General features: G+C 51.5%; 18 protein-coding genes. 7 read left to right on the top strand and 11 right to left on the bottom strand.

Annotation, left to right across the window (positions count from 1 at the left end; translation table 11 throughout):
• Positions 1 to 16: 16 nt before the first annotated feature.
• Positions 17 to 757 (top strand): proteasome-type protease, encoded by a 741-nt coding sequence (locus tag Q4544_RS14075; RefSeq protein WP_303507315.1) that lies wholly within the window; start codon positions 17 to 19, stop codon positions 755 to 757.
• Here Q4544_RS14075 and Q4544_RS14070 read toward each other — a convergent pair.
• From Q4544_RS14070 to Q4544_RS14020, 11 genes are all read right to left on the bottom strand, one after another.
• Positions 754 to 2,052, bottom strand: a complete 1,299-nt coding sequence (locus tag Q4544_RS14070; protein ID WP_303507314.1) for a type II toxin-antitoxin system HipA family toxin — start codon at positions 2,050 to 2,052, stop codon at positions 754 to 756. The genes Q4544_RS14075 and Q4544_RS14070 overlap by 4 nt on opposite strands.
• A 1-nt stretch (position 2,053) precedes the next feature.
• Positions 2,054 to 2,278, bottom strand: a complete 225-nt coding sequence (locus Q4544_RS14065) for a helix-turn-helix transcriptional regulator (protein ID WP_303507312.1) — start codon at positions 2,276 to 2,278, stop codon at positions 2,054 to 2,056.
• Between the two features lie 224 nt (positions 2,279 to 2,502).
• Positions 2,503 to 3,903, bottom strand: coding sequence for a TRAP transporter large permease (locus Q4544_RS14060; protein WP_303507310.1), 1,401 nt, complete (start codon positions 3,901 to 3,903; stop codon positions 2,503 to 2,505).
• 9 nt (positions 3,904 to 3,912) lie between these two features.
• Positions 3,913 to 4,557, bottom strand: coding sequence for a TRAP transporter small permease subunit (locus Q4544_RS14055; RefSeq protein ID WP_303507309.1), 645 nt, complete (start codon positions 4,555 to 4,557; stop codon positions 3,913 to 3,915).
• A gap of 64 nt (positions 4,558 to 4,621) precedes the next feature.
• Complete coding sequence (locus Q4544_RS14050) at positions 4,622 to 5,632, bottom strand: C4-dicarboxylate TRAP transporter substrate-binding protein (RefSeq protein ID WP_303507307.1); 1,011 nt, start codon at positions 5,630 to 5,632, stop codon at positions 4,622 to 4,624.
• A 117-nt stretch (positions 5,633 to 5,749) separates the two neighbouring features.
• Positions 5,750 to 7,090, bottom strand: a complete 1,341-nt coding sequence (locus Q4544_RS14045; RefSeq protein WP_303507305.1) for a sigma-54 dependent transcriptional regulator — start codon at positions 7,088 to 7,090, stop codon at positions 5,750 to 5,752.
• Entirely contained in the window at positions 7,087 to 8,817 is a 1,731-nt protein-coding gene (locus Q4544_RS14040) for an ATP-binding protein (RefSeq protein WP_303507303.1), read from the bottom strand. Before Q4544_RS14040 ends, Q4544_RS14045 begins: the two co-directional genes overlap by 4 nt.
• Positions 8,818 to 8,884: 67 nt before the next feature.
• Positions 8,885 to 10,231, bottom strand: coding sequence for an HlyD family type I secretion periplasmic adaptor subunit (locus Q4544_RS14035; RefSeq protein ID WP_303507301.1), 1,347 nt, complete (start codon positions 10,229 to 10,231; stop codon positions 8,885 to 8,887).
• A 12-nt stretch (positions 10,232 to 10,243) separates the two neighbouring features.
• On the bottom strand, positions 10,244 to 12,280 hold the full coding sequence (locus Q4544_RS14030) for a type I secretion system permease/ATPase (protein WP_303507299.1): 2,037 nt from the start codon (positions 12,278 to 12,280) through the stop codon (positions 10,244 to 10,246).
• Positions 12,281 to 12,304: 24 nt separating this feature from the next.
• Positions 12,305 to 14,269: a hypothetical protein gene (locus Q4544_RS14025; RefSeq protein ID WP_303507297.1), complete on the bottom strand. Its 1,965-nt coding sequence runs from the start codon at positions 14,267 to 14,269 to the stop codon at positions 12,305 to 12,307.
• A 109-nt stretch (positions 14,270 to 14,378) separates the two neighbouring features.
• Positions 14,379 to 16,292, bottom strand: a complete 1,914-nt coding sequence (locus tag Q4544_RS14020; protein WP_303507294.1) for a hypothetical protein — start codon at positions 16,290 to 16,292, stop codon at positions 14,379 to 14,381.
• A 724-nt stretch (positions 16,293 to 17,016) separates the two neighbouring features.
• On the opposite strand from Q4544_RS14020, the gene Q4544_RS14015 reads away from it, so the two are divergent.
• The 6 genes from Q4544_RS14015 to Q4544_RS13990 all read left to right on the top strand — a co-directional run.
• Positions 17,017 to 17,763, top strand: a complete 747-nt coding sequence (locus Q4544_RS14015; protein WP_303507292.1) for a response regulator transcription factor — start codon at positions 17,017 to 17,019, stop codon at positions 17,761 to 17,763.
• 10 nt (positions 17,764 to 17,773) lie between these two features.
• On the top strand, positions 17,774 to 18,295 hold the full coding sequence (locus Q4544_RS14010; protein WP_303507290.1) for a hypothetical protein: 522 nt from the start codon (positions 17,774 to 17,776) through the stop codon (positions 18,293 to 18,295).
• Between the two features lie 157 nt (positions 18,296 to 18,452).
• On the top strand, positions 18,453 to 19,823 hold the full coding sequence (locus Q4544_RS14005; RefSeq protein WP_303507289.1) for an efflux transporter outer membrane subunit: 1,371 nt from the start codon (positions 18,453 to 18,455) through the stop codon (positions 19,821 to 19,823).
• Positions 19,824 to 19,859: 36 nt separating this feature from the next.
• The gene (locus Q4544_RS14000) at positions 19,860 to 21,281 is read left to right on the top strand and encodes a hypothetical protein (RefSeq protein ID WP_303507287.1); all 1,422 of its coding nucleotides are present in this window, start codon (positions 19,860 to 19,862) and stop codon (positions 21,279 to 21,281) included.
• 266 nt (positions 21,282 to 21,547) lie between these two features.
• On the top strand, positions 21,548 to 22,552 hold the full coding sequence (locus Q4544_RS13995) for a hypothetical protein (protein ID WP_303507286.1): 1,005 nt from the start codon (positions 21,548 to 21,550) through the stop codon (positions 22,550 to 22,552).
• A 3-nt stretch (positions 22,553 to 22,555) separates the two neighbouring features.
• The coding region (locus tag Q4544_RS13990) for a hypothetical protein (protein ID WP_303507285.1) at positions 22,556 to 22,786 on the top strand (231 nt) is incomplete at its 3' end.

Here is a 22,786-nt window from a genome sequence, read left to right as displayed (position 1 = left end):
TAATTTTGGGGTATTCATGACCTATTGCGTTGGAATGATGCTGAAACGTGGCATGGTGTTCATGTCAGACACCCGCACAAACGCGGGCGTCGATAACATCTCTACGTTTCGCAAAATGTTTGCGTGGGACGTGCCCGGTGATCGCTCGATCACAATCATGACGGCCGGCAACCTCGCGACCACGCAATCCGTGATCAGCCTGCTCGAAGAACGCAGTAAAGCCACCGGCGATCGCGATCCAAGCATCCTTCAGGCCGAAACGATGTTCCAAGTGGCCAACCTTGTTGGCGACACGCTAAAAGAAGTCATCTCCACCCACGCCGAAGAAGGCCAGCGCGCAGACAGCGCCTTTAACGCGACAATCCTTGTTGGCGGCCAAATCGCAGACGGCGAGCCACGCCTGTTTCTGATCTACCCCGAAGGCAACTTTATCGAAGCCAGCGAAGACACGCCCTTCATGCAAATCGGCGAAACCAAATACGGCCGCCCCATTCTGGTCCGCGCTTATGATGCGGACATGACATTCGAAGAAGCGATCAAACTGCTGCTCGTCTCGTTTGACTCCACCATCAAAGCCAACCTTGGCGTTGATCTACCGATAGATGTCCGTGTCTATGAAACTGATAGCCTAAAACCGGCCAACAGCTTCCGCGTCAACCAAGACGACCCCTACTATCAGGAAATTTCCGAAGGCTGGGGTGTCGCGCTGCGTGATGCATTCGGCCAGCTCCCGGATTTCAAACTGCCAAAATCCTAAGGCCGCACGCTCACAACCAAATCCCGCTCCGGGATGTTCAGATCAAGACCCAGAGCCGTTTCCAATCCCGCCGCTTGATGTGCGATCACGTCGCCCACACGTTTCTTTATCGGCCCGCGCATATCATCAATTTGCGCGACGACATCCTGTGCAATTGTCTGCAACCGTTTCCGCAGGGCAGGGGTCACCCGCCGGTATCCCAGATCCCGCACAAACTGCTCCAAATCTTCGGGGCCAATATCGTCACTCATCTGCGCCGCCCCAATATCAAACGACAATTGATGCGTCACGCCTTCGTCTAGAACCACCGGAACGATGTCGTAAAACGGCGCAAACTCTGGCCGCGCGCCATGGTAAATCAATCCGTGGTTCTTGGCGTGGTTATCGGTATTGCCCAACAACAGATTAACCAAGCTCCCCTCCAACAAAGCTTGCCGCGCCTTTGCCGGGTGATCCGTCTGATCCATCAACCGCCCCATGGCCGCTGCCGAAAACTGGCGCGCAGGATCGCCATTGCGTTGATACTTTAGCATCGGCCCCAACCCCAAAGCCTGACAAAAATCTTCCTGATGCACCCGCCGCACAGTGGTGCCGTCTACCACACGATCAAATCGTGTAATCAACAACCCACGCACATCTCCGTCGCCGATAATCTCGGTTGTCGCCACCGGGTGCGCTTGGACGGTCGCCGCGATTTGCATCATCAGATGTTCATGATCCACCAACCGCATTTCGCTTTGGCGCGGCACTTTCAGGATATGCGTCGTCGGAACATTCAGCCCCGGCTTGGGCAAGGCCAACCGTCCGTCTGGCAACCGCGTCACTGCCAATTTCCCTTGTACCCCTGCCAAAGGCGAAGGATCACTCGCGTCATTTGGCATCCGCCGCGTATCCCGCAAGGAGGTCATGATGCGGATCAGCTCTTTGGGATCAATTGGATCGTAATCCGTCGTCAAATCACCCGGCATCTTCGCAGGCCCGTCGCCTTGCGGCACCACCGAAATCGCGCCCGGACAGTCCCGTCCCAAATGCGCCAACAAGCCAACGGTATCGTTAAAGTCCAAACCGTGCCGCTGCATGACCTGATCACGCTGCATGTTCTCAAACAACAAGTTGTCAAAAAAAGCCCGCGTCGCCACATCATCAAACCCCGCCTCTTGTACAGGCAGAGACAATGAAATCGGATGCGCCACCTCGTCGGTCAGGTAACGAAACTCACTCGCGCCAGAGTCCAATTTAGACAAGCGCCCAATCGGCGCGTCCGACCCTTCCAAAAAGACATCCAACTGGATCATGTCATGTCCCAACCGTCAGGCGCAAACCAAGGTCGCGGCACAATTGCAAAACCAAAGACACCTGCGCGGTTTCTTTACCCTTCTCAATCGCAATCACTGTCGCCGCCGAAACGCCGGTCGCCATCGCCAATTCTTCCTGCGTCATCTTCAACGCCTTGCGGCGGCTGCGGATCGCGTGACCTAATTCCGCGGCGGTCGAGACCAGTTGGGTGATTTGATCGGACATGGTTGCATTCTCAATGATCGTTTAGATTTTCTATAATGTGTCGTAAATCTCCAATTTTGTCAACGATCGTTCAGATTTGCACTGATTTGCAGGCGTCTTTCAAAAATATAAACGATCATTCATATTTTGATAATTGGCCAAAAAAAAGGGCCCCAAAATCGAGGGCCCTTTCGAATCGTACGTTTCAGACCGTGAAACGTACGAATTTCCACATTTACAGATCGTTAAGCCAGCGATGGCAACCAAAGCACGATCTGCGGAAATGCAACAAGCAACGCGATGGTGATCGCATCCGCGATAAAGAACGGAGTCACGCCTTTAAACACGTCCTGAACGCTTAGATCGTCGCGCACACCAGCCACAACAAAGCAGTTCAAACCAATAGGCGGCGTGATCAAACAGAACTCGGCCATTTTCACCACAAGGATACCAAACCAGATCGCGCACATCGGGCCACTCATGCCGAATGTACTGTCGATAGCCGCCACAGATTCACCACCGTTCAACGCCATAACGGCTGGGTAAACCACTGGTAACGTTAGTAAAAGCATACCAATAGCATCCATGAACATACCCAAAACCGCATAGGCCAAAAGGATACAGACAAGGATCAGCATCGGGGACATCGTTAGGCTTGTGATCCAATCCGAGAACGCCGCTGGCAGCTGAGCAAAGCCCAAGAACCGCACATAAATCAACACGCCCCAGATGATTGTAAAGATCATCACAGCCAATTTCGCCGTCTCCAGCAACGCGTCTTTCAACTGCGTCCAGCGCATACCCTGATAGACAGCCATCACAAAGACAACAAAGGCCCCAATCGCGCCACCCTCTGTCGGAGTCCCCCAAGCGTCACCGCCGAAGGGATTGTAAACAAACAGAATAATCGTCGCGACAACAAATAGGATCGGCAATGCCGGTGGCAGTGACGCAAAGCGCTCGCGCCAGGTAAAGCCAGAAACAGGCGGGCCAAACCCTTTGATCGACAGCGCCAGACCGATGATCAAAAGACCATAAACCACCGCTGAAAACGCACCAGGAATAAACCCGGCCAACAACAACTTGCCGACGTCCTGCTCAACAATAATGGCGTAAATTACCAAGATTGCTGAGGGGGGAATCAGGGATGCTAATGTCCCCCCCGCAGCAACGACCCCTGCGGCAAACCGCTTATCATAACCAATCTTTAACATTTCAGGGATCGCAATCCGCGCAAATACCGCGGACGTCGCCACCGAAGCCCCTGAAACTGCAGCAAAACCTGCTGTTGCAAAGACTGTCGATACAGCAAGACCACCGGGTACCCAAGCCAACCAACGCTTAGCTGCTTCAAACAGCGCTTTGGTTAGGCCCGCGTAGTACGCCAAGTAGCCAATCAGAATAAAAGTAGGGATCAGGCTTAATGCCTGAGAAGAAATTTTTGAGTGCGGAACTTGACCAGCGGTTTTTACCGCAACAGTCAAAGCCCAGCTAAAGTCTTCTGGATCATAGCCTTTTTTCGACCAGAAAATCCAAATAAGGCCAACCATACCGGCCAAACCCGCCGCGAATGCAACGCGCATCCCCAGCACAACCATCACCAACAGACCGCCCGAGACGATCAGACCAATTTCAATCGGTTCCATGTTCTGTCCCTATGCGTTCTTATTTTCATCAAGGCCCGAGACATGCTCGGCCTCAAGCGCGGCTTGTGTTGCAGCATCAGCAATCAAAGGTACCGCAATTGGCGTGTTCGTATTTTCGACAAAGGCCCGGACATATCCCCAAAGCTGCAGAACAAGACGAACACACAAAACGAAAAAGGCAACTGGTGCCAATAGTTTAGCAGGCCAAATTGGCAAAGCGATGTCCATCGAGCTATCACGGCTCCACATCGGAGAGGCGAAATCAAAGCTTCGCTGGAAATGCGCCCAAGTGCCCCAGACAAGCAGAACCATCAGTACGAGCACAGCGAATGTTGTCACAAACTCAGCCACATACAGCATGCGCCCTCGCAAAGCGCCAACCAACATATCCATGCGAATATGCCCACCTTCACGCTGTGTGAAAGAGATGCCCATAAAGGCAATCAAAGGCATCGCTTGTTCGATCCAATCGACATAGCCGGGTAGGGGCTGATTGAATGCATTCCGACCACTCACGGAAAACACCGCAAGAACCATCAGTGAAAACACAGCCAAGCCGCTGAGCAGCGCTAGGAATTTTTCAAGTTTATTAAGGGATTGATCGATACGAGACAGAGTGCTTCCGTCCGTCAGAACCAAAGATGCGCCAGCCATGCTGTGCTCCTTTCAATGGAAAGGGGAGACCTCTGGCAGCATGCCGCCAGAGGCCAATTTCAGATTACATGCCTTTTGCAACCAAACCTGTCACAAGGTCATACAGCTCTTGTGCTGGTAGACCACGCGCATTGTTTTCTTCGATCCAAGCTGCCGCCGCAGGTGCTGCTGCTGCCTCTTTGAAGGCTGCGATTTCGCTGTCAGCAAAAGTCACTTCGGTGATGCCACGCTCTTGCAAAGCTGGGCCCCAAGCTGCCATCGTCTTGTTGTTATATGTGTCGATGTAGTGATCCAGCGCTTCGTCGATGGAACCCAACAGCGCCTCACGGTGCTCGTCAGACAAATCCGCTAACGCGTCTGTGTTTGCGACAACTGGGCAGTTTACTGTGCCTGGGTTCAGGTTCGTGGTCCACCATTTGCCGTTTTCGATCGTGCCAAATGACATGTGTGCGTGTGGTGCAAAGCTAACCGCTTTGACAACACCGCTGTCCATTGCCTGACGGACTTCGGTAGCGGACATGGATGTTGGAACTGCGCCAACGGTTTCCATTGCTGCACCGATACCACCAGTTGCGCGAACGCTCAGACCTGCAAAATCAGCCAAAGTTGCTGGCGCATCGCCCACACCAACCAAGTTGTATTGTGGCAGTGGAGATGGCATCAAAAGTGTTGCATTCCAACGACCTAGGTCCGCTTGAACGGCTGGGTGCTTATACACTTCCATTGAGATTTCGCGTTCTTGATCCAGCGAAGACACACCTAGGAATGGCAGTTCCATAACGGTGATCGATGGGTTTTTATCGCGGTGGTAACCTGCACAGAACTGAGCCATCTCAAATGCGCCGATAGAGATACCATCAAGGTTCTCACGGTTTTTGGACAGGCCGCCGTAGCTGATGTTCAGTGTAAAGTCGCCGTTGGTTTTTTCGCTAACCAGTTCAGCTAGTTTTTCAACGTGTTCTGTAAAGGCGCGGCGTTTGCCCCACAAAGAAACGTTCCATTCTGTCGCCATAGCTTCGCCGGCGAATGAAATCGCCAGAGCCGCAACAGCTGTTTTTCCAAGTAGCTTGCGCATGTGACACCTCCCAGTAGTCATGCCTAAAGATTGCAATAGCATGATCGATTTTGGGTTAACTGCCTATGAGGAAAACTGCGCGTGGTCCCTGCAGAAGCCTTGCGGAATTCCGCAAGGCTACAAAAGGGCGTCTTTATCCAGATCAAGTTTAACGATTTTTTCGTTCAAAGTCCGACGTCCAATGCCAAGTGCTTCGGCCACGGCATCCATCCGCCCTTCGTGCGCGCGAATGGCTTTTGCAATCAATTCACGTTCAAAGGCGGCCACGGCTTCGCGAAGGGTGACGGGCACGTCGTCCCGTAATTGATCAGTTTGCAAAGCCTGCACCATTGAACCCCCACCGCGCCGGGCGGCTAACACCCGGCGTTCCGCGACATTACGCAATTCACGTACATTTCCCGGCCATTCGTGAGCCAATAATCCCGCGATATCTTCGGCGCCCATATTTGGTGGCGATATCTCATAGAGGTTTGAAAACTCGGCGAGAAAATGCATCGCCAGTAACATCAAATCATCACGCCGCTCGCGCAAAGTCGGCAGGGTGCGGGTGATGGTATTCAATCGGAACAATAGATCAGACCGAAGATGACCATTTTTTACAGCTGTTTGTGGGTCTTCATTTGTGGCGGATATCAATCGGAATTCGACTGGCACTGGAGCTGTTGCGCCAAGTGGGAGTATCTGTTTTTCCTCGATCACACGCAGCAATTGCGCCTGAACCGGCAAGGGGCATGCGCTGATCTCATCCAGAAACAAGGTACCGCCGTCCACTGCCAGCAAACGTCCAGTTTGACCGCCCTGCGTTCCGAACATCTCGGCCTCAAAACTGTCAGGTGACAGCGCCGCACAGTTTAGCGCAAGGAAGACACCATCTGGCTTTGGCCCCAGATCATGCAGCGCTCGCGCGACCAATTCTTTGCCTGTGCCAGTTTCACCCTGCAACAAAACAGGCGCGTCGATTTCAGCTAAGTCCAATATATCTTCGCGAAGCTCTTTGATGAGATCGCTTTCTCCTAACAACACGCGATCTAGGCCTGAGAGGCGAAGTAGCCTGTCTTTCAATCGTTCTGTCGTGCGAGCCATGCGATGCTGTTCAGCAGCATGCGTTAGAATGTTTAGTAAGCGTCTGGGTTCATAGGGCTTTTCAACAAAACTATAGGCCCCATCGCGGATCGCCTGCACTGCCATTGGAATATCGCCATGGGCTGATATCAGTACCAGTGGCGGGACCATGTTTCCTTGAAGCGACGCCAGCAGTTCTAACCCCGACATGCCCGGCATGCGCACATCTGATAAGATGACATCCGGCTGAAATTCAGCCAACCGGGCTTCTGCTTTCTCAGCACGCGACAACGCTTCAACCCGCCATCCAGCGGCTTCGAGTAAATCGACCAAAGATGCCCGCATCGCGCGATCATCTTCCACCAGCAGAATGCTATATGTCTTTAGCTCGCTCATGCGGCGGTCTCTCCTTGGTCGGCGTGATAAAGTGGTAAATCAACGCGGAAGATTGCCCCGCCTTGAGAGGTATTTTCAGCGGCTATTTGGCCGTTGTGTTCGGTGACAATATTGGATGAAATCGCAAGACCAAGCCCCATTCCGCGCCCACTTTCGCGCGTGGTCATGAACGGTTCTTGTAGGTCGGCCAAAGTCGCATCACCCAACCCATGGCCTGTGTCAGAGACTGAAAACCAACCTCGGTCCGCAGTTTGGCCAAGTGAAATTGTAAGTTGGCGATCATCGCTGTCTTCCATAGAATCCACGGCATTGCGCAGCAGGTTTGTCATAACTTGCTCTAATCGCAATTGATTACCCCAAACGAAAACGGGTTGAGGGCATTCAAACGTTAGGTCGATGTCAGAGGCTTGCAGGTTTGCGTCAACTAAAGTCAAAGCCGCACGCATGGCCTGCGCCAGATCGACCTGCTTAAACGCCTCACCTTCCGTACGCGCAAAGAACTTTAGTTGCCGCGTGATGCCTTCCATCCGGTCGACTAACCCTCCGAGCTTTGGAAAGATCCGTTCTGGTTCACGGGGATTGAATTCCGCAGCAGCCAGATGATTGCGCATTGCGGCAATCGGTTGGCCCAATTCATGAGTAACGGAGGCGGACAATTGACCCAAAGCCGCTAACCGGCTTGCGCGTTCTAGCTCGTCTTTGGTGCGCTGTAGTCGCCGCTCTGCGGTTTTGCGTTCTTCGATTTCGACAGCGAGCCGTTCATTGGCTTGGCGCAATTGAACCTCTTCAGCTTCTGACCTGCGCAGAGCGGCGCCAATTCTACGGGAATGGCGGAATTGGGTCAGGATGAGTGCTGTTGACGCCAAAATCGTTAACAGACCCGTCACCAACCAGCTCCGTGTGCGCGCCTGCGAGTCATCGGCGAAATAGTGCAATTGCCAATCGTGGGGCAGGGCCGTTGAATTCAGATAAATGCGATGCTCGCCTTGCAGCTGTGCGGCGTTGTTTTGGAACAGGGTCCAGTCCAATTCGCTAAGTGCTTGTCCCGTAAACTGTCGCGACTCTTCGATCCGCGCGCGTTGCTCGACGCTGAGCGGGGCTAAGACTCTGTAGCGCCAATTTGGATCAGATGCCAAAAGCACTACGCCATCATCGTTAGTCAGTAAAACTTGCTCACCCGCGTCTCTCCAACTTGCCTCTAGCTTGGATAATCCAAGCTTAATCGCGATAACACCAATCAGATCCCCGCTTGAACTTTGCACTGCGTCAGCAATGAAATAACCGGGTAGACCGGTGGTCGCGCCAATGCCGTAAAACCGTCCTTGTTCACCTTGAGCCGCCAACCGGAAATAGGGACGAAAGGAGTAATTCTGTCCAACAAAACTTTCTGGGCTATTGGCGTTTGATGCAGAAATCGTTTGGCCGTTGGGTTGCATCAAATAGATGGCGTCCAAGCCTGCCTGATCCGCAAAGGCAAACAGACGGCTATCTAACGCTTTGGTCGATCCGCCTTCGGCTGTTGAAATAACTTTTTGATCACGCGCCAACACATAGGTGAGGTGCGAGAACCGCTCTAGTTCAGCAACAACCGTACTGCGATATAGGGATAAGCGGGCACTGGCTTTGGATTGTTCCTGCGACTGAAAATACTGCAACGACAGCCAAAAAATGCCTACGGCAGTGGCCAAGACAGAGACAAAAGCCAATAGGAGATGTCGCTTTCGCATAGAGCAAATCCGCGTTCAGGGGCATAGGACGCCTGACTATACGCGGATTTGTAAAAGACGGTAGAGTTTAATCTTCGCGGAAAGCGCGCGACATAGAATCTACGATCGGTTTGGTTAGATATTGAAAGAATGTGCGTTCTTGGGTGGTGATCAAAATTTCCGCGGGCATCCCGGGTGTTGGTACAAAACCCGGCACCTGCGTGACGCTTTGCGGCGACAGATTGATTCTTGCGATATAGACCTCTGGGTTGTTTTTATCTGCCGCGTTGTGGATTGAATCCGCAGAAACGTAGAACACTTCGCCATCTAAAACCGGGGTGGTGCGTTGGTTCAACGCAATTAGGCGAATAAACGCATGTTGTCCAAGCTGAACGCTATCGATCTCTGTCCGTGGGATCAGTGTTTCGATAATCAGCGGGGCGTCTAACGGTAGGATTTCTGCAACCTCTTGCCCGCCTTTAATAACCCCGCCAGCCGTGTGGTAATGCATCCGAATGACGGTACCAGACACAGGTGCAACTATATCGGTACGCTTTAGAACGTCGCCAGCTTGCAGCATTTGTTCCTTTACACTGTCGAGCTCGGCTTGAGCAGCTTGCAACTCATCTAAGGCCGCTTGGCTATAGGCATGGCGCGTTTGCGTGGCTTGTTGATGATACTTTGCAATCATCGAATTGCTTTCGCCGATTTCAGCAGTCAAGCGCGCCATCTGACCCTCGGCATCAACCAACGAACGGCGCAGAGCATTCAGTTCGGTTTTGCGCGTTAGCCCGCTTTCAAAAAGCGTTTGCTTTGATTCAAAATCCTCTTCTAACAACGAGACTTTGCGTTGCAGCGCTTGTTGCTGTTCTTCGTATCCCCAAATACGCAGCTCTTGAGCTGAGATATTCGTCTTTAGCAATTCAAGGTCATTATACATCTTATCGCGGGTTAACTCGAAGCTCATCCGTTGGCTTTTCAAGATTTCGCTCAGGTCGAAATCTTGTTGGGCTTGCCGATAGAGCTCGGATGAAAACGAAAGCGCTTTGCGGTCCTCGTATTGGGCCTGCAATCTGGTCACCATGGCCTCTAGGCGTGAACGGCGCAGGGAAAGCTCCTTTAGCTTGGTTTCGGACGACGTTGTATCCAAAGCAATCAACGTATCGCCCGCCTGAACGTAATCGCCTTCGCTGACCGGAATGGCGCGAATGATCCCGCCTTCGAAGTGCTGAACAATTTTGTTTCGACCAGTCGCCACGAAGCTGCCTTGTGAAACAACGGCGGCGGCGAGTGGTGCGCTAAAGGCCCAATATCCAAAGCCCCCCAATGCGCCGATCATAAGGATCAAACCAAACACGCCGATGCGCCAGATTTGACGCGGTAATTCAGAGTACCATTCGTGAGTATGTTCTTCTGGAAGATTAACTAAAGTCATGACTGCTCCTCCTCACGCGTTTTTTGGTTGGCCGAGGTTCGGCGTAGATGGTTTGGGGGGAACTTGGTTCATGCCGGCCGCGCGGTTGCGGCGTTGTTCTAGGGCTTCAAGCACCTGCTGGCGTTGGCCAAACATGTTGATATTGCCGTCGGCCATCAGCATGATTTTATCGACTGAGCTTAGCAAAGATGGTTTTTGCGTAATCACAATCACTGTCATGCCCTGTGCCTTTGCATGCACCATGGCACGCGCCAAAGCTTGGTCACCGCCAGTGTCGAGATTGGAGTTTGGTTCATCCAGAACCACAAGACGTGGATCTCCAAAGAAAGCCCGGGCAAGCGCGATCCGTTGTTTTTGCCCGCCTGACAAAGGCGTGCCATCCGAGGCGACAACGGTTTCATACCCTTCTGGGAAACTCGCAATCATTTCATGCACATCCGCCAAAATGGCGGCTTTGTGGATGTCATCATCCGTCGCATCTTCGCGCATGCGCGCGATGTTCTGTTTGATTGTTCCCGGAAAGAGCTGCACATCCTGTGGCAAGTAGCCGATGTTCTGGCCTAGCTGTCGCTGATCCCAGTTTCGCAAATCCATCAAATCGAGGCGAACGGCGCCCGATGTTGGCAAGATCGAACCAACCAACATTTTCCCCAATGTGGTTTTCCCAGCACCCGAGTTGCCAATTATTGCAAGCGAGTCACCTGGATTGAGAATGAAGCTGAGCCCATTCAAAACCACGCGCTTGGTTCCCTGGGGCACAAAGAGCAAACGTTCAACATCTAATCGCCCTTCGGGGTTGGGCAATATCAAACGGTCTTTGTTCAAAGGCGAGCTGCGCAGCAGAGATGCGATCCGCCCATAGGCGGCTTTGGACAGGAGAAAATGATTCCAGCCCTCAATTGCACCCTCGACCGGTGCCAGGGCGCGTCCGGCGATGATCGACGCTGCAATCACCATGCCGCCTGTGATTTGACCGTCGATGGCCAAATACGCGCCCCAACCCAAAATGCCGATCTGAGTCAGCAAACGAGTGGCACGCGAAAGAGCTGCAGTGATGATATTGCGGTCCTGTGCTTTGACTTGGGCCCGCAGGGATTTCGCTGTGTCTTGACCCCAAATCGAAACAGCTTCTGGGATCATCGCGAGTGCGTTAATGATCTGGCTGTTTCGTGCCATGGAGTCCAAATGAAGATTGGCTTTGGATTGGTGCATGTTCGCTTCGGCAAAGCCGCGCGATGTGATCCGTTGGTTCACATAAGCGATCACAAGCAGAACCAAAGCGGTACAGACAACAATGGTCCCCAAATGAGGGTGAACCAAATAGATTGCCAAGATAAAGAACGGTGCAAACGGCACATCCAAGAAGGACAACAATGTGCCCGATACTAAGAAGGAGCGTAGCTGCTGTAGATCGCCAAGTGTCTGATATTCGCGTCCATTACTGTTGAGGGAGGCGCGCGCGGCAGCACTCAGGATCGGGGACCCCAGCTGTGCAGCCACTTCGACGGCCGTTCGCATCAACACAAACCGGCGGATCGCATCTAGAATAGCCTGCAGTAAGACGGCGCCAATAATGACGGCGGTTAGCATGACCAAAGTGTCCATGGATCGGCTCGTTAAAACGCGGTCTGAAATCTGAAAGAGATAGATCGGGATCGCAAGGATCAGCAGGTTGGTCGCGCAGGTGAATGTGATCACCAGCATCAAGTTCTTACGGATCGCCGAGAGCCCGCGGCGCAAACCGCCGGCAAAGTCATTTGGTCCAAGCCGCTTGTGCATGACGCCATTGCCACCGCCGCCACCTTTCCCTCCGATAGGAGAGGGGGGCTGTGCCTCGTCACGTTTTTGAATGTTTGTGCTGCCTGTGCCGTTGGCTGTGGCCTTACGATGAGACTGGAACTCAAACCCGCGTGCCGCGGGTTTTGCGGTTTTCTTAGGTGACGACTCTAGGGTCGTTTGTAGGCGAGGGTCCTTCGCCGCTAACCCATTTTTCGAAGGTGCCGGTTCGTCTTTTTGCACATCTTTTGACGTATAGTCTTTCAATGTCATTCTCCCCGAAATCTGCCTATTTTATTAGGCTAGAACTGATTGCATGACGTCGATGGATGTCTCCGTTGGAAGAGGAGCGGCAATCCCTGGATCCTCGGAACCTTGATCAGGTTCAAGCATGCCATCAGCTAGGAATAAGACTGCTTCTCCGGCCAGTGGATCGGTGTCCAGCAACATCAACGGATCGTCCTCAGAAACGAAATCCGCTTGATATAGGAAGGCATCAGAATATGCGCCTTCGGCCGTGTAGATTGTTGAATCAAGGCCAGCGTCCGTCACGGCCGCCACATTGATCAACTCGTTTTTACCGGTGGTTACGGAAACATTTGCACCTTCCGCGCTTTGCATCGTAGCGGATGCGAAAGCCACTTGGTCAGAGTCACCCAGAATGTTGATTTGCTCAACAATCTGAACGTCTAACCAACTGCCGGTAATATAGAGAACGCTAAACACGTCATGGCCTGCAAAGACCTCGTCCCCCATGATGCCGCTACCAATGGACTTACCGCCGTTGGCAACAGAGTTAGATGCGTTTGCGACGTCCTCGTTCATGTCTTCAGTCGCATCGACACCGAAGTCATAGATAGAAGCCCAATTGAACAGGACGTTATTAGAAGTCTCTAGCGCGCCGCCAAAGCCTTCTTGGTGATGAACCATATCCGCATCCAACATAATGTTGGTTTGCGCGAGGTAGGTGATGTCGAACATGTCGCCACCTACGATAATCATGTCGTAGTGAAAGCCGAGCCCGAACACGGAGCTGGTGTTGAACAGAGTGTTCCCACCCATCTGAATGTAGCTATCACTTGCCGAAAATTCGACGCTGGCAATATCGTTGTCATTCGCGAAATTGTATTGGCAGACGTGATTATAATTGATCAGATTGCCGTCAATTGTTGTAACCGCCACGTGTTTTGGGCCGTCTGGTACGTCTTCGCCTTCGGCATAGGTCGCGCCCGGATTAGATTCTGAATTAAACTTAGCCGCATTAAAGGTAGAGGTGCTGGACCCGTTTGATCCAAAGACTTCGCCGTTAATCAGATCAGTATCGTTCCAGACGTTGACCTGACTGATTGCTTTGGCAAACACTGCCTCGCCCATAACGCTGATGATTGGCGCATCGAGCCAATTTGTGGTGATTGAAGCCTCGTTCAGCAATACATTTTCGCCGGTTGTCACTTCATGATCCAGCGGTTCGTCATCTTCGGTCAGAACTTGAACGGGATCCTCTTCAGCCTCTTCTTCTTTTTCTGCAAAACGGTGGCTGTGATCTGAAATCTTAGGCATGTCTTCATGGGTTTCACCGTTAGCGGTGACACCCACGACATCGCCATCAAAAGCGGCATGCACTTCGGCGCCATCTGTTCCCGGCGCTACACCCGTTTCTTGTAGATCATTGATGGTCGAAACGATGTTTATACCGCTTTCTTCAATCGCGTCTTCATTTTGAGGTAAATTAGGCGAGCGAATAACTTGCAATGTGTTGGCAACATCGACCAGTTCTTGCAGACCTTCGTCGAAAGCTGTTGGATCAACGAAATCAATCTCTTCATCGCTGCCAAATCTATCATGGTCTTCCAGATAGTTGGCCTGAACCGTGATGTTCGCCATCGAAGAGGGTGGGGGAATTACAAAATTTGGTTCTGCATAAGCGGCTGGGTTGCCCCAAGTTTCCGGATTAAAAATATCGGCCGGGAAAAAGGACTGTCCAAAGAATGGCAGATAGCCCGCTGCAAACGGGAGAACCAATGAGAAATTTGCATTAGGAACTGTGACGAAGCTAAGTGGCCATGATAAATTTGGAATGAAATCACCTAATCCATACCCACTCGTAACGTTTACCGTGACATTCAGGAGCGGTTGCAGATCAGGGTTTTGCGCGAGCTGAGCGAGAAATTCTTGGTATTCAATCTTTAGGCGCGCAGCCTCAGAGTTTAGTTCAAACAAACCGATAAAATGGGCAATAATCTCTGTTTTGTCGTCAAGCATGGTTTTGTTCCGTGCCACTAGGGCTCTAAATCACCAATGCTGCTCGATCGTTTTTTATATGTGGATCTGCGCGGCATAGGCCGCGCAGATCAGTGTTAAATTGAATGGCTTATGCCATGTCATCGTCACCGATGTAGGTGGAGTTAAACCCGCCGCCAACGACTGTCATATCAACAGTGTTGCCCAGCACGTTTGCACCTTGAACGATGTTTTGGTTGAACGCTGCGTTGTCCAATGCTGCATCCGCAGATGCTGCTGAGGAACCGGTTACGAAACCATCGTCACCGTTGTTGGAGCCCCATGCACCACCAGTGTGACCACCCATGCCGCCGTCTGCAGACGCGTGGCCAGATGCACCACCGTTACCGCCCCAAACAACTGCATGACCACCACCGGACCATGCGTCACCAGCTTGGCCACCGGCTGCGCTTGCGTCGCCGCCAGAACCACCAGCACCACCGTCACCAGTTGATGCACCGGCGATACCGCCACCTTGGCCCATACCCATGCCCATGCCGCCGGCCATTCCGCCGTTAGCTGCGCCTGAGTTTCCACCTGCAGCACCTGCTGCACCGGCACCACCATCAGCGTCGTTGCCGCCACTGTGCGAAGACCCTAGACCGATACCACCAGCGTCGCCGCCAGAAGAACCTGCGAGACCAGCACCGTGACCTGCACTTGAACCAGCAAGGCCAGCACCGTCACCACCAGAAGATCCGGCTAGGCCACCGCCATTGCCACCTTCTGCATTTGCAGCACCAATACCTGTGCTTACAGGAATGAAGCCTAGGCCGCCGCCAAGTCCGGCTGCACCAGCACCAGCGTCGCCGCCAGCACCTGCACCAATCGCACCAGAGTCACCACCGACACCACCAGCAAGCGCACCGGAAGAACCGCCAACACCACCAGCAAGAGCACCAGAGTCTCCGCCTACGCCAGCACCGATACCACCTGCGTTACCAGCGTTACCGCCGTTACCGCCATTGCCACCTGCACCGCCGTTACCACCAGCACCACCTGCGCCAGTTGTACCACCGTTAGATGAACCACCTACACCAACACCTAGACCACCAAGGCCTACTGCGATTGCGCCTGCGTTCCCGCTGTCGCCACCGTCGTCGCCTTCGGATTTACCACCGGAGTTACCGTAGTGTTTGCCACCTACAGACAGTGCATGTCCACCATCTGCGCCGCCGGCTTTACCGTCGCCACCATTGGTTTTTGCATACCCAGCGTCGCCGCCGTCGGCTTCGTTGGTTAGGCCGTCTTCAGCCTTGGCATGACCGCCTTCGGCTTTTTGACCAGAGAAGTAATGACCATCGTTTTCAACTTCGGCTTCTTCGATGATGTCATTGTCTTGCAACGAGTTGTTCATGTTGTTGACTGTGCCAACATCATTCCCTGCACCAGTAAGAGCATTTTGCAAAACTTTGGCCATGTGCGTATCGCCACCAACATCGGTGTTCATATCGCCATTCGCCATTGTGATGTCACCGATTTCGGCATCTTGGCCCAAATCGAAGTCCGCAAAATCGTCGTCAGTTGGTTCCCAACCTTCAAGGTCGATTTTAACGTCGACATCAACATCAGTCGTCGAGTTATTGGTTACGTGAGTTTTTGAGTAGTTCGCAGCTTTCGCGGCGGCATGTGATCCAGCGTCAGAATGTGAATGTGAACCAGAGTCTGAGTGCGAACCCGCTCCGGCAATCCCAGCGCCAACACCTAGACCGGCACCAGCACCCAGGCCCGCGCCCGTACCGGATGAGTCAGAGCTCGTATTGTTGGTATTGCTGTTGTGGTTGCCGTTATGGTTGCCGTTGCCGTTACCATTTAGGTTTCCGTTACCATTCAGGTTACCATTCCCATTAAGGTTCAAGTTGTCGCTGCTTTGGTGCTGACCCTGACCTTGGTTCTGGCCCTGTCCTTGACCTTGGTGTTGACCTTGGCCCTGACCTTGAAGTTGGCCTTGACCCTGCAATTGGCCCTGAAGGCCGAACAAATGATTGTGCCGATTACCTGGCATGTGTCTTCTCCCTTAAAGGGTTCGAGCGGTCACCAGTCTATCTAACGTGACCATTGTCGAACGATTTTCTAATTGATGAAAGTTGTAGTCCGCTCGCTGCATATCCTGACTAAATACAAGGTCTTGCAGCGTCTCTGAGTTGTGCTCGGCGTGATCCCCCTCTCTGTTGAAGGTCTGCCCGGTCGATAAAATTTCCGAAGTCCGGGGGCATGCAGACAAAAATAAAATGTCGCGACGAAACATGCCGCGATGCCCTACAGGGTCTGCAAAATTTGCTGTGCACGTAAGCTAGCGATTAGGACTACACCCAATGAAAAAGTATCGATTTGAGATTTTATTTGTTGTTTCAGCAACTTACCTGATCGCGATTTCGTGAAGTCATCATGTCTGTGGCAAGAATACTGCTGAACTTGCATTTTTTGCCGATTCCAAATTGAAACGACTCAATAAAATTGACATAATACTTTGGTGAAGTGTGGATAACCTGTGGATAATCGACTAACCGTTCGATTAATTGACGACCGTTATAGGTGTAACTTATACCTGATGGTCCGAATTCACGGGAATGAATTTCTAAACAAAGAATTTTGTGAACTAGACGACGTTCACACTCAATCGAGCAGTTGGGGATAGATGAAGCTACCGTTGCAGGACGGTTGTCGCATCACAGACTGTGTAGCGCAGGTTTTTATAGGCCTGGTTAGTGATTGTGTGGGAGGGATAAATGCCTAGTTTTCAAACTGTGGCTCCTATGGCATTGGGAGCCCACCAAATGTTGAACCTTAATTGTGAATTTGCTGTCTTTATTGGACCGCAAAAAAGTTTCACAAAAACTGTCATGCGAAATGTTGAAGAGGAAGTTGAAGACGTACAACCCGTACGCTTTGAAACCGTTTCAGACTATCGCGATAGCGTAGGGTCGGGGGAAACTCCTGCGCGTATCATCGTTGTCGATGCAGCTATTTACGATACTGCACTCGCGGACTTACAAGAAATGACTCAAGCTCAAAACGACCAATCTCAGGCGGTCGAGCCTCCTGGCGTGGTCGTGGCCTACTGGCATGATAATTGCGCGCGTGCTGTTTTGGACTCGCTTGGGGGATCAGGCGGACTTCAGGGCTTCTTACCAATGAATCAAAGCATTGATATTTGGCTAGCGGTATTCCGTTTGTTGCTGAGTGGTGGATCCTATTTTCCACCGGAGGTCATGGAGGTTGAACATGACGAGTCTTCCGCAGCACCTGAAACGGTGAAAGCTCCGACGAATGAAGTTGTTCAGGACCTACTAACGCGCCGTGAAGTGGCGGTGATGGAGCATGTAGCCAATGGCCTGCAGAATAAACAAATTGCAGCGGAGTTAGATGTATCTGAGCATACGATCAAACTGCATATCCATCACATCATTACTAAACTCAAGGTAAGCAACCGAACCGCTGCGGCGATGAAGTTCATGGAAGTGATGCACACCTGAAAGGTTTGTGATGAATAGCGCCTTAAACCCACAGGATATTCAGGCGCGCGATGTCGAGCTAGACGACATTCTAGGTCGCGTCGGTCGTCTGAATTATGCCTGGACGAATACAGAAAGCCTGCTGATCCATCTGATCGCTGGACTGGCAAAAGTAGAAAAAGACATCGCTGTCGTCATTTTCCTGACGCTTAATACAACAAGAGCGCGGGTCGATATGGTCGATAGGTTGGCCAAAATGGCCCATGTCAAAAGCCAAATGCGCGACGATATTTTGGCTTTGACGTCACGACTAACCCGCGAGGCCGCTCTGCGGAACAAGTACAACCATTGCATCTATTCATTTGACCCAGAAGGTGGGCAAATCCAGACAATAATGATGCGCATTCAAGACCGCCGCAAAGATATTCGAGTTGGGAAAACGGAAACCGTCACCTCGGAAAAGGCAGAAAATATCAATGCCTGCATCATGCGGTTGGAAAAGTTGAACATAGAAATTTGGGAACTTGCGCGAAAATACGCGTTCCCGCTCTGAATAGTAAAAAGATTATTTTCTGGAGACGAGGGAAGGCGGTCCTCCAGTCGAAATGTCACTCGGGCGCGTATTGCCCGTGCCATGACTGCATTCAAGGCGCTACCGAAACGACACCGGTAAGCCCCTGTTTTAACGATGAAACAACGGGAGACGTGCAATGGGGACCACTGCAACGATCGGAATTTTAAAGCCCATCCTGTTATCTTCGCTCTTGGCCGGATGTGCGGTAGGGGTGGAATACAAAAAGCCTGAGACAGCCGTTCCAGCTAAGTTTTCGGCATCAACGTCCAATGCACAAAAAGCATCAGTCACCACCGCTTGGTGGAAGGGCTTTAAAGATCCAGTTTTGGATCAATTGGTGGCGATGGCGCTAAAGGAAAACATCCAACTTGCGCAGGCTCGGTTACGTGTCAAAGAATCCGATGCGTTGGTCCTAACAGCCGGCCCTGTGATTGACATCGGAGGACGCGTTGAGGCCCAGGTCGCCTCTACCAATTTGGGAGGTGATAGAAATCTCGGTAGTTTAAATGGCACCGCGACCTTGTTTGGTTCACAGAGATTTAGAGAAGAGGCTGCGCGCGCGCGCGCTCTTATTTCGTTGGCAGAATTGGATTCCGCACGATTACTCGTCTTATCGAATTTGGCTTCTGCTTATGTTGACCTACGGTTCGTACAAAAGCGCCGCGCGTTGAAATATTCGGAACTCAATTCTTGGAACCAAACCGCCAAGGACTTAGCCTTGCTTCAACAACAGGGTGCAACAACGCGGCTTGATGTTTTACAGCCAAACGCTGAAATCGCGGAGACACAATCAGAAATCGCGATTCTTAGCATTGATATTGAACGGCAGAAAAATCGTATCGCAACGCTTCTTGGGAAAGCTGCTGGCACAAATCCGATTAATTTGAAGTACCGCGGTCAGCCATATCCAAGATTCCGCGTAGCATCCGGCGTCCCAACTGATTTATTCACCAACCGGCCCGACATACGTTCCGCTGAAAGCGCCTATCGAATGGCGATTGCGGAAATGAATGTAGCGCAGGCAGAACTGTATCCGCAATTAACGTTAACAGGCCTAATCACAGCGCGGACCGATCTAAGTCCGCAGCGCGGAGGCATTGGTATTTTGGGCTTAACGCTACCGATTTTCAATCAGGGCGCTGGTAAAGCACGAGTCTCTGCTAGAGATGCCCGTGCAAAGTCAGCATTCTTGGAATGGAAATCGCGTGTTCTCGTCGGCATCGAAGAGGTCGAAACGTTGCTGATTGCCCAACGAAAACTTGGCAGCGCTGTCGCAGCCTCAAGTCAATCAGTGAAACTGAACACCGAAGCGGTAAACCTCTCGCGGCAACTTCTCAATGCCCAAGAAATTTCCGTTTTAGATTTCGTGCGCTTGCAACGCAACAAGCTGCAAGCCGAAGCCAACTTGGCACAAAACCGGCGCCAACGCGCATTGAATTACATAGCGCTACAAATCGCCGTCGGAGCGGGGAGCTCGCAACCTCCTGCGGCTGTGCCAACCAATTGATCTTGGCCCACTTTGGCCACTAGGGGAGGATCTGTAATGCGTATTATACTTTGTTTTGCGTTGGGACTGGGTGTGTCTGTTGCTGCACTGTCAGCCTTGGCACAAGGAACCCAATCCACTCAAGAAACCTATCAGACGGCAGAAACGCTGCGAAAATCCGCATCAAGTGACGCCGAACTAAGGCGTTCATTGGAAATCCATCAGAAATTGTTTGAACAGGGAGAGAAGAAATCTCTGTTACGTATCGCCCAAGTTCAATTGGAGTTAGGTGAGTATTCTAAAGCCGCAACGGCTTTTGAAATCGCCGCCAATTCGGGGAGTGGTTTCGCTCGGTTTCTACTGGCAAAAAACCATGCAACTGGCGCATTCGATACGTTTTCTAATCGGGATCTTGGGCTAGGTATGTTGCAAGACATGGCCCAAAGTGAAACGCCCGACCGCGCGCAAATGGCTTTAGCTGATTTATACGCCTCTGGAAATGGCGGCACGCCGGAACAAGCGTTTGAATTATATAAAACTTTGGGCAAAAATGGCAGCGCCCGCGCCTTGTGGAGAACTGGGCAATACTTGCTGGATGGCAAAATCGTTGACGCCAATCCGATGGCATCAGCAAATGCATTTCAAGCCGCTGCCGAAGGTGGTTTTGACTATGCACTTATTGGACTAAGTCGTGCGCAGATCACATTGGGCGACTTCGAAGGTGCAAAGCAAAGCTTGGATCAAGCCGTCGACAAAGGTGTAAAAAACGCCGAGGCCGAACGTGCTATGGCACATTTTCAAGGAAAATTGGGGACATGGTCAGATAAAGCTCTAGGTCGAAGTGGTGTTATTGCACTCGCACACTCCGGGGATACATCGGCCGCATCCGTCGTGCTACGCAACCACGAACGCCGCTCTACACGTATGAATGACGCGAATGTTTCGCAAATCGTTCAGGCGCTTGAAGGGAAAATGCAGTCAGGTGATCGCAAGGCGACATCAGTGCTTGCACGCGCCTATCTAAAACTCCGCCCGTTCATTAGAAACGCACGGGCAAAACACGCCACGTTGGTTGAAGAACATCTTTTCAACCTACCAAAAACACAACGCATGGCCGAGCGCATTAGCGCAGAATACGACTTTGCGAATCATGCACGGTCGGCACGAAAAATGACTGAAATACTGAAGTCGAGTTCGGGTGAAGCCTATACAAAAGCTGCATTGCGTTTGCGTGGCATCGAAAAGACGTCGTACGTCTATTTGCTGCAAAGTGAAATGCGCGATCTAGGCGCTTATTCCGGCAGTATTTCAGGTAAGATGACACGCTCTACCATCAATGCGATCTTTGCTTATTGTAAGGCCCAAAACATCTTTGATACCTGCAAACATGGACCAGTGACTTATGAAAGTTCGCTCCTAATTTCCAAGGCCATCGGTGAAGAGAAGCGGATTCGCATGCTCGAAGCGAGTAAGAACTAGAAGATATTCCTAGCTCAGAAAGATATTTGAAATCGTGTCATTTTGGCACGAGTGGGGTTTTGCCACTATATCTAGTGGCCCACGCCACATTTCCGCCATATTTGGAAAAGCAACCAGCGGATGAACCCATCATCCAAACGATTAATAATCCAATTACTTCACCCAAATTGCCTATAATCCGTTATTTTTAAAAGAGAAAATAGACTCTCACCAACGGCTCTGCGACACATTTTTGCAGCTCTTTTGGCGAGCGCGGGGAGGAAACTATGCTAAATTTAAGGAGTAAGACCTTTGTCTTTGCATTAGCAGCGCCAGTTCTTGTTGTGACAGCATCGGTAGGGCACACACAAAACCTATCCCAGATTGACAGCGAACTTCGCTCGCATCTGGATTTTCGTTCATTACTGTTCCGAAGCTGTTTGGGGCAACATGAATGCACAGTCGGGGATATTTCATTACGCGCCATGCGCTTAAGGGATGACAACGAAACTTGGGGGCAGGCAACGCTCTATTGGGATCCTATCGACGGCATTGGCGTACAAGACGGTGCGCAAAATGATGAAATTGATTTCGACGAACGGTTAGAAATTCGTTTCGCCCAACCTCAAACAGTTGCCAAAGTTTGGTACAGCGATCTCTTCCATACAGAAGATCGCCGCTACGGTTCCTTCGCGACAGATCGTGTTCAGAACGAACCAGAAGATGCCGAAATTGCTGGCATGACCTTGGTAGCAGCGGGTCAAGAATTTGGCACAGAGACGTTTTCAGCAACAGATCGCCTGCCATGGGCCTCCTTTAACCAAGAGGTATCGGTCCGCTTCCAAGAAAATGGTGATCTACGGCGCCGGGTGATTATTCAGAATGAAATTGTCACAGTCCTAGCACCTAGCGGAACCTCTGATCGCGAAGATCTATTGCTTCAGAATCCGGTTGGGACAATTGACAAAGACAAGCGCGCGATTTTCGAAGGCACCGAAACCTTCGAAATCGACCTAGCGGGCATTTTGACAGAATTTCACGGTACCAATCTATTTGCTGTCGGTACAAACAACTTTGATCTGATCGAGCGCATTGCCGCGAACGAAGCCGAGTTAAACAATCTTCGATTGGTCGCCGAACGCAAACGAACATCAATCCAAATGTCCAACGGGGAGGTTGGCGCGGAATTGCTAAATGCAACCGGGATTGATGGCCTTAACTTCTTTGCACCATTTGATGCCAGCAACGACTTTTCGGTGGCCGGTATCATCTTAGCCACTCAGGAGGGTTGAGCCATGAAAATCAAATCAAACCTCAAGCTGGTGTCCACATTCTTCAAAGGGCTGATAATTGGGTCTATCGCAGTCACACGGGCAACTGCTGTTATGGCGCCACCCGCACCAGACGGCATAGATGCATTCACAGCCAATTGGGAAAAGCTAAAAAACGAATTGGACAGCGGGCAGGGACAATTGCCACTACGTGATGAGTTGATTGATATTCTAAATCTGACGGATTTAGAGCAA

The sequence above is a fragment of the Cognatishimia sp. 1_MG-2023 genome (assembly GCF_030548175.1).
GTDB lineage: Bacteria > Pseudomonadota > Alphaproteobacteria > Rhodobacterales > Rhodobacteraceae > Cognatishimia.
The sequence above is the reverse complement of the archived record's forward strand: the minus strand, read 5'-3'. Positions and strand labels throughout refer to the sequence as shown.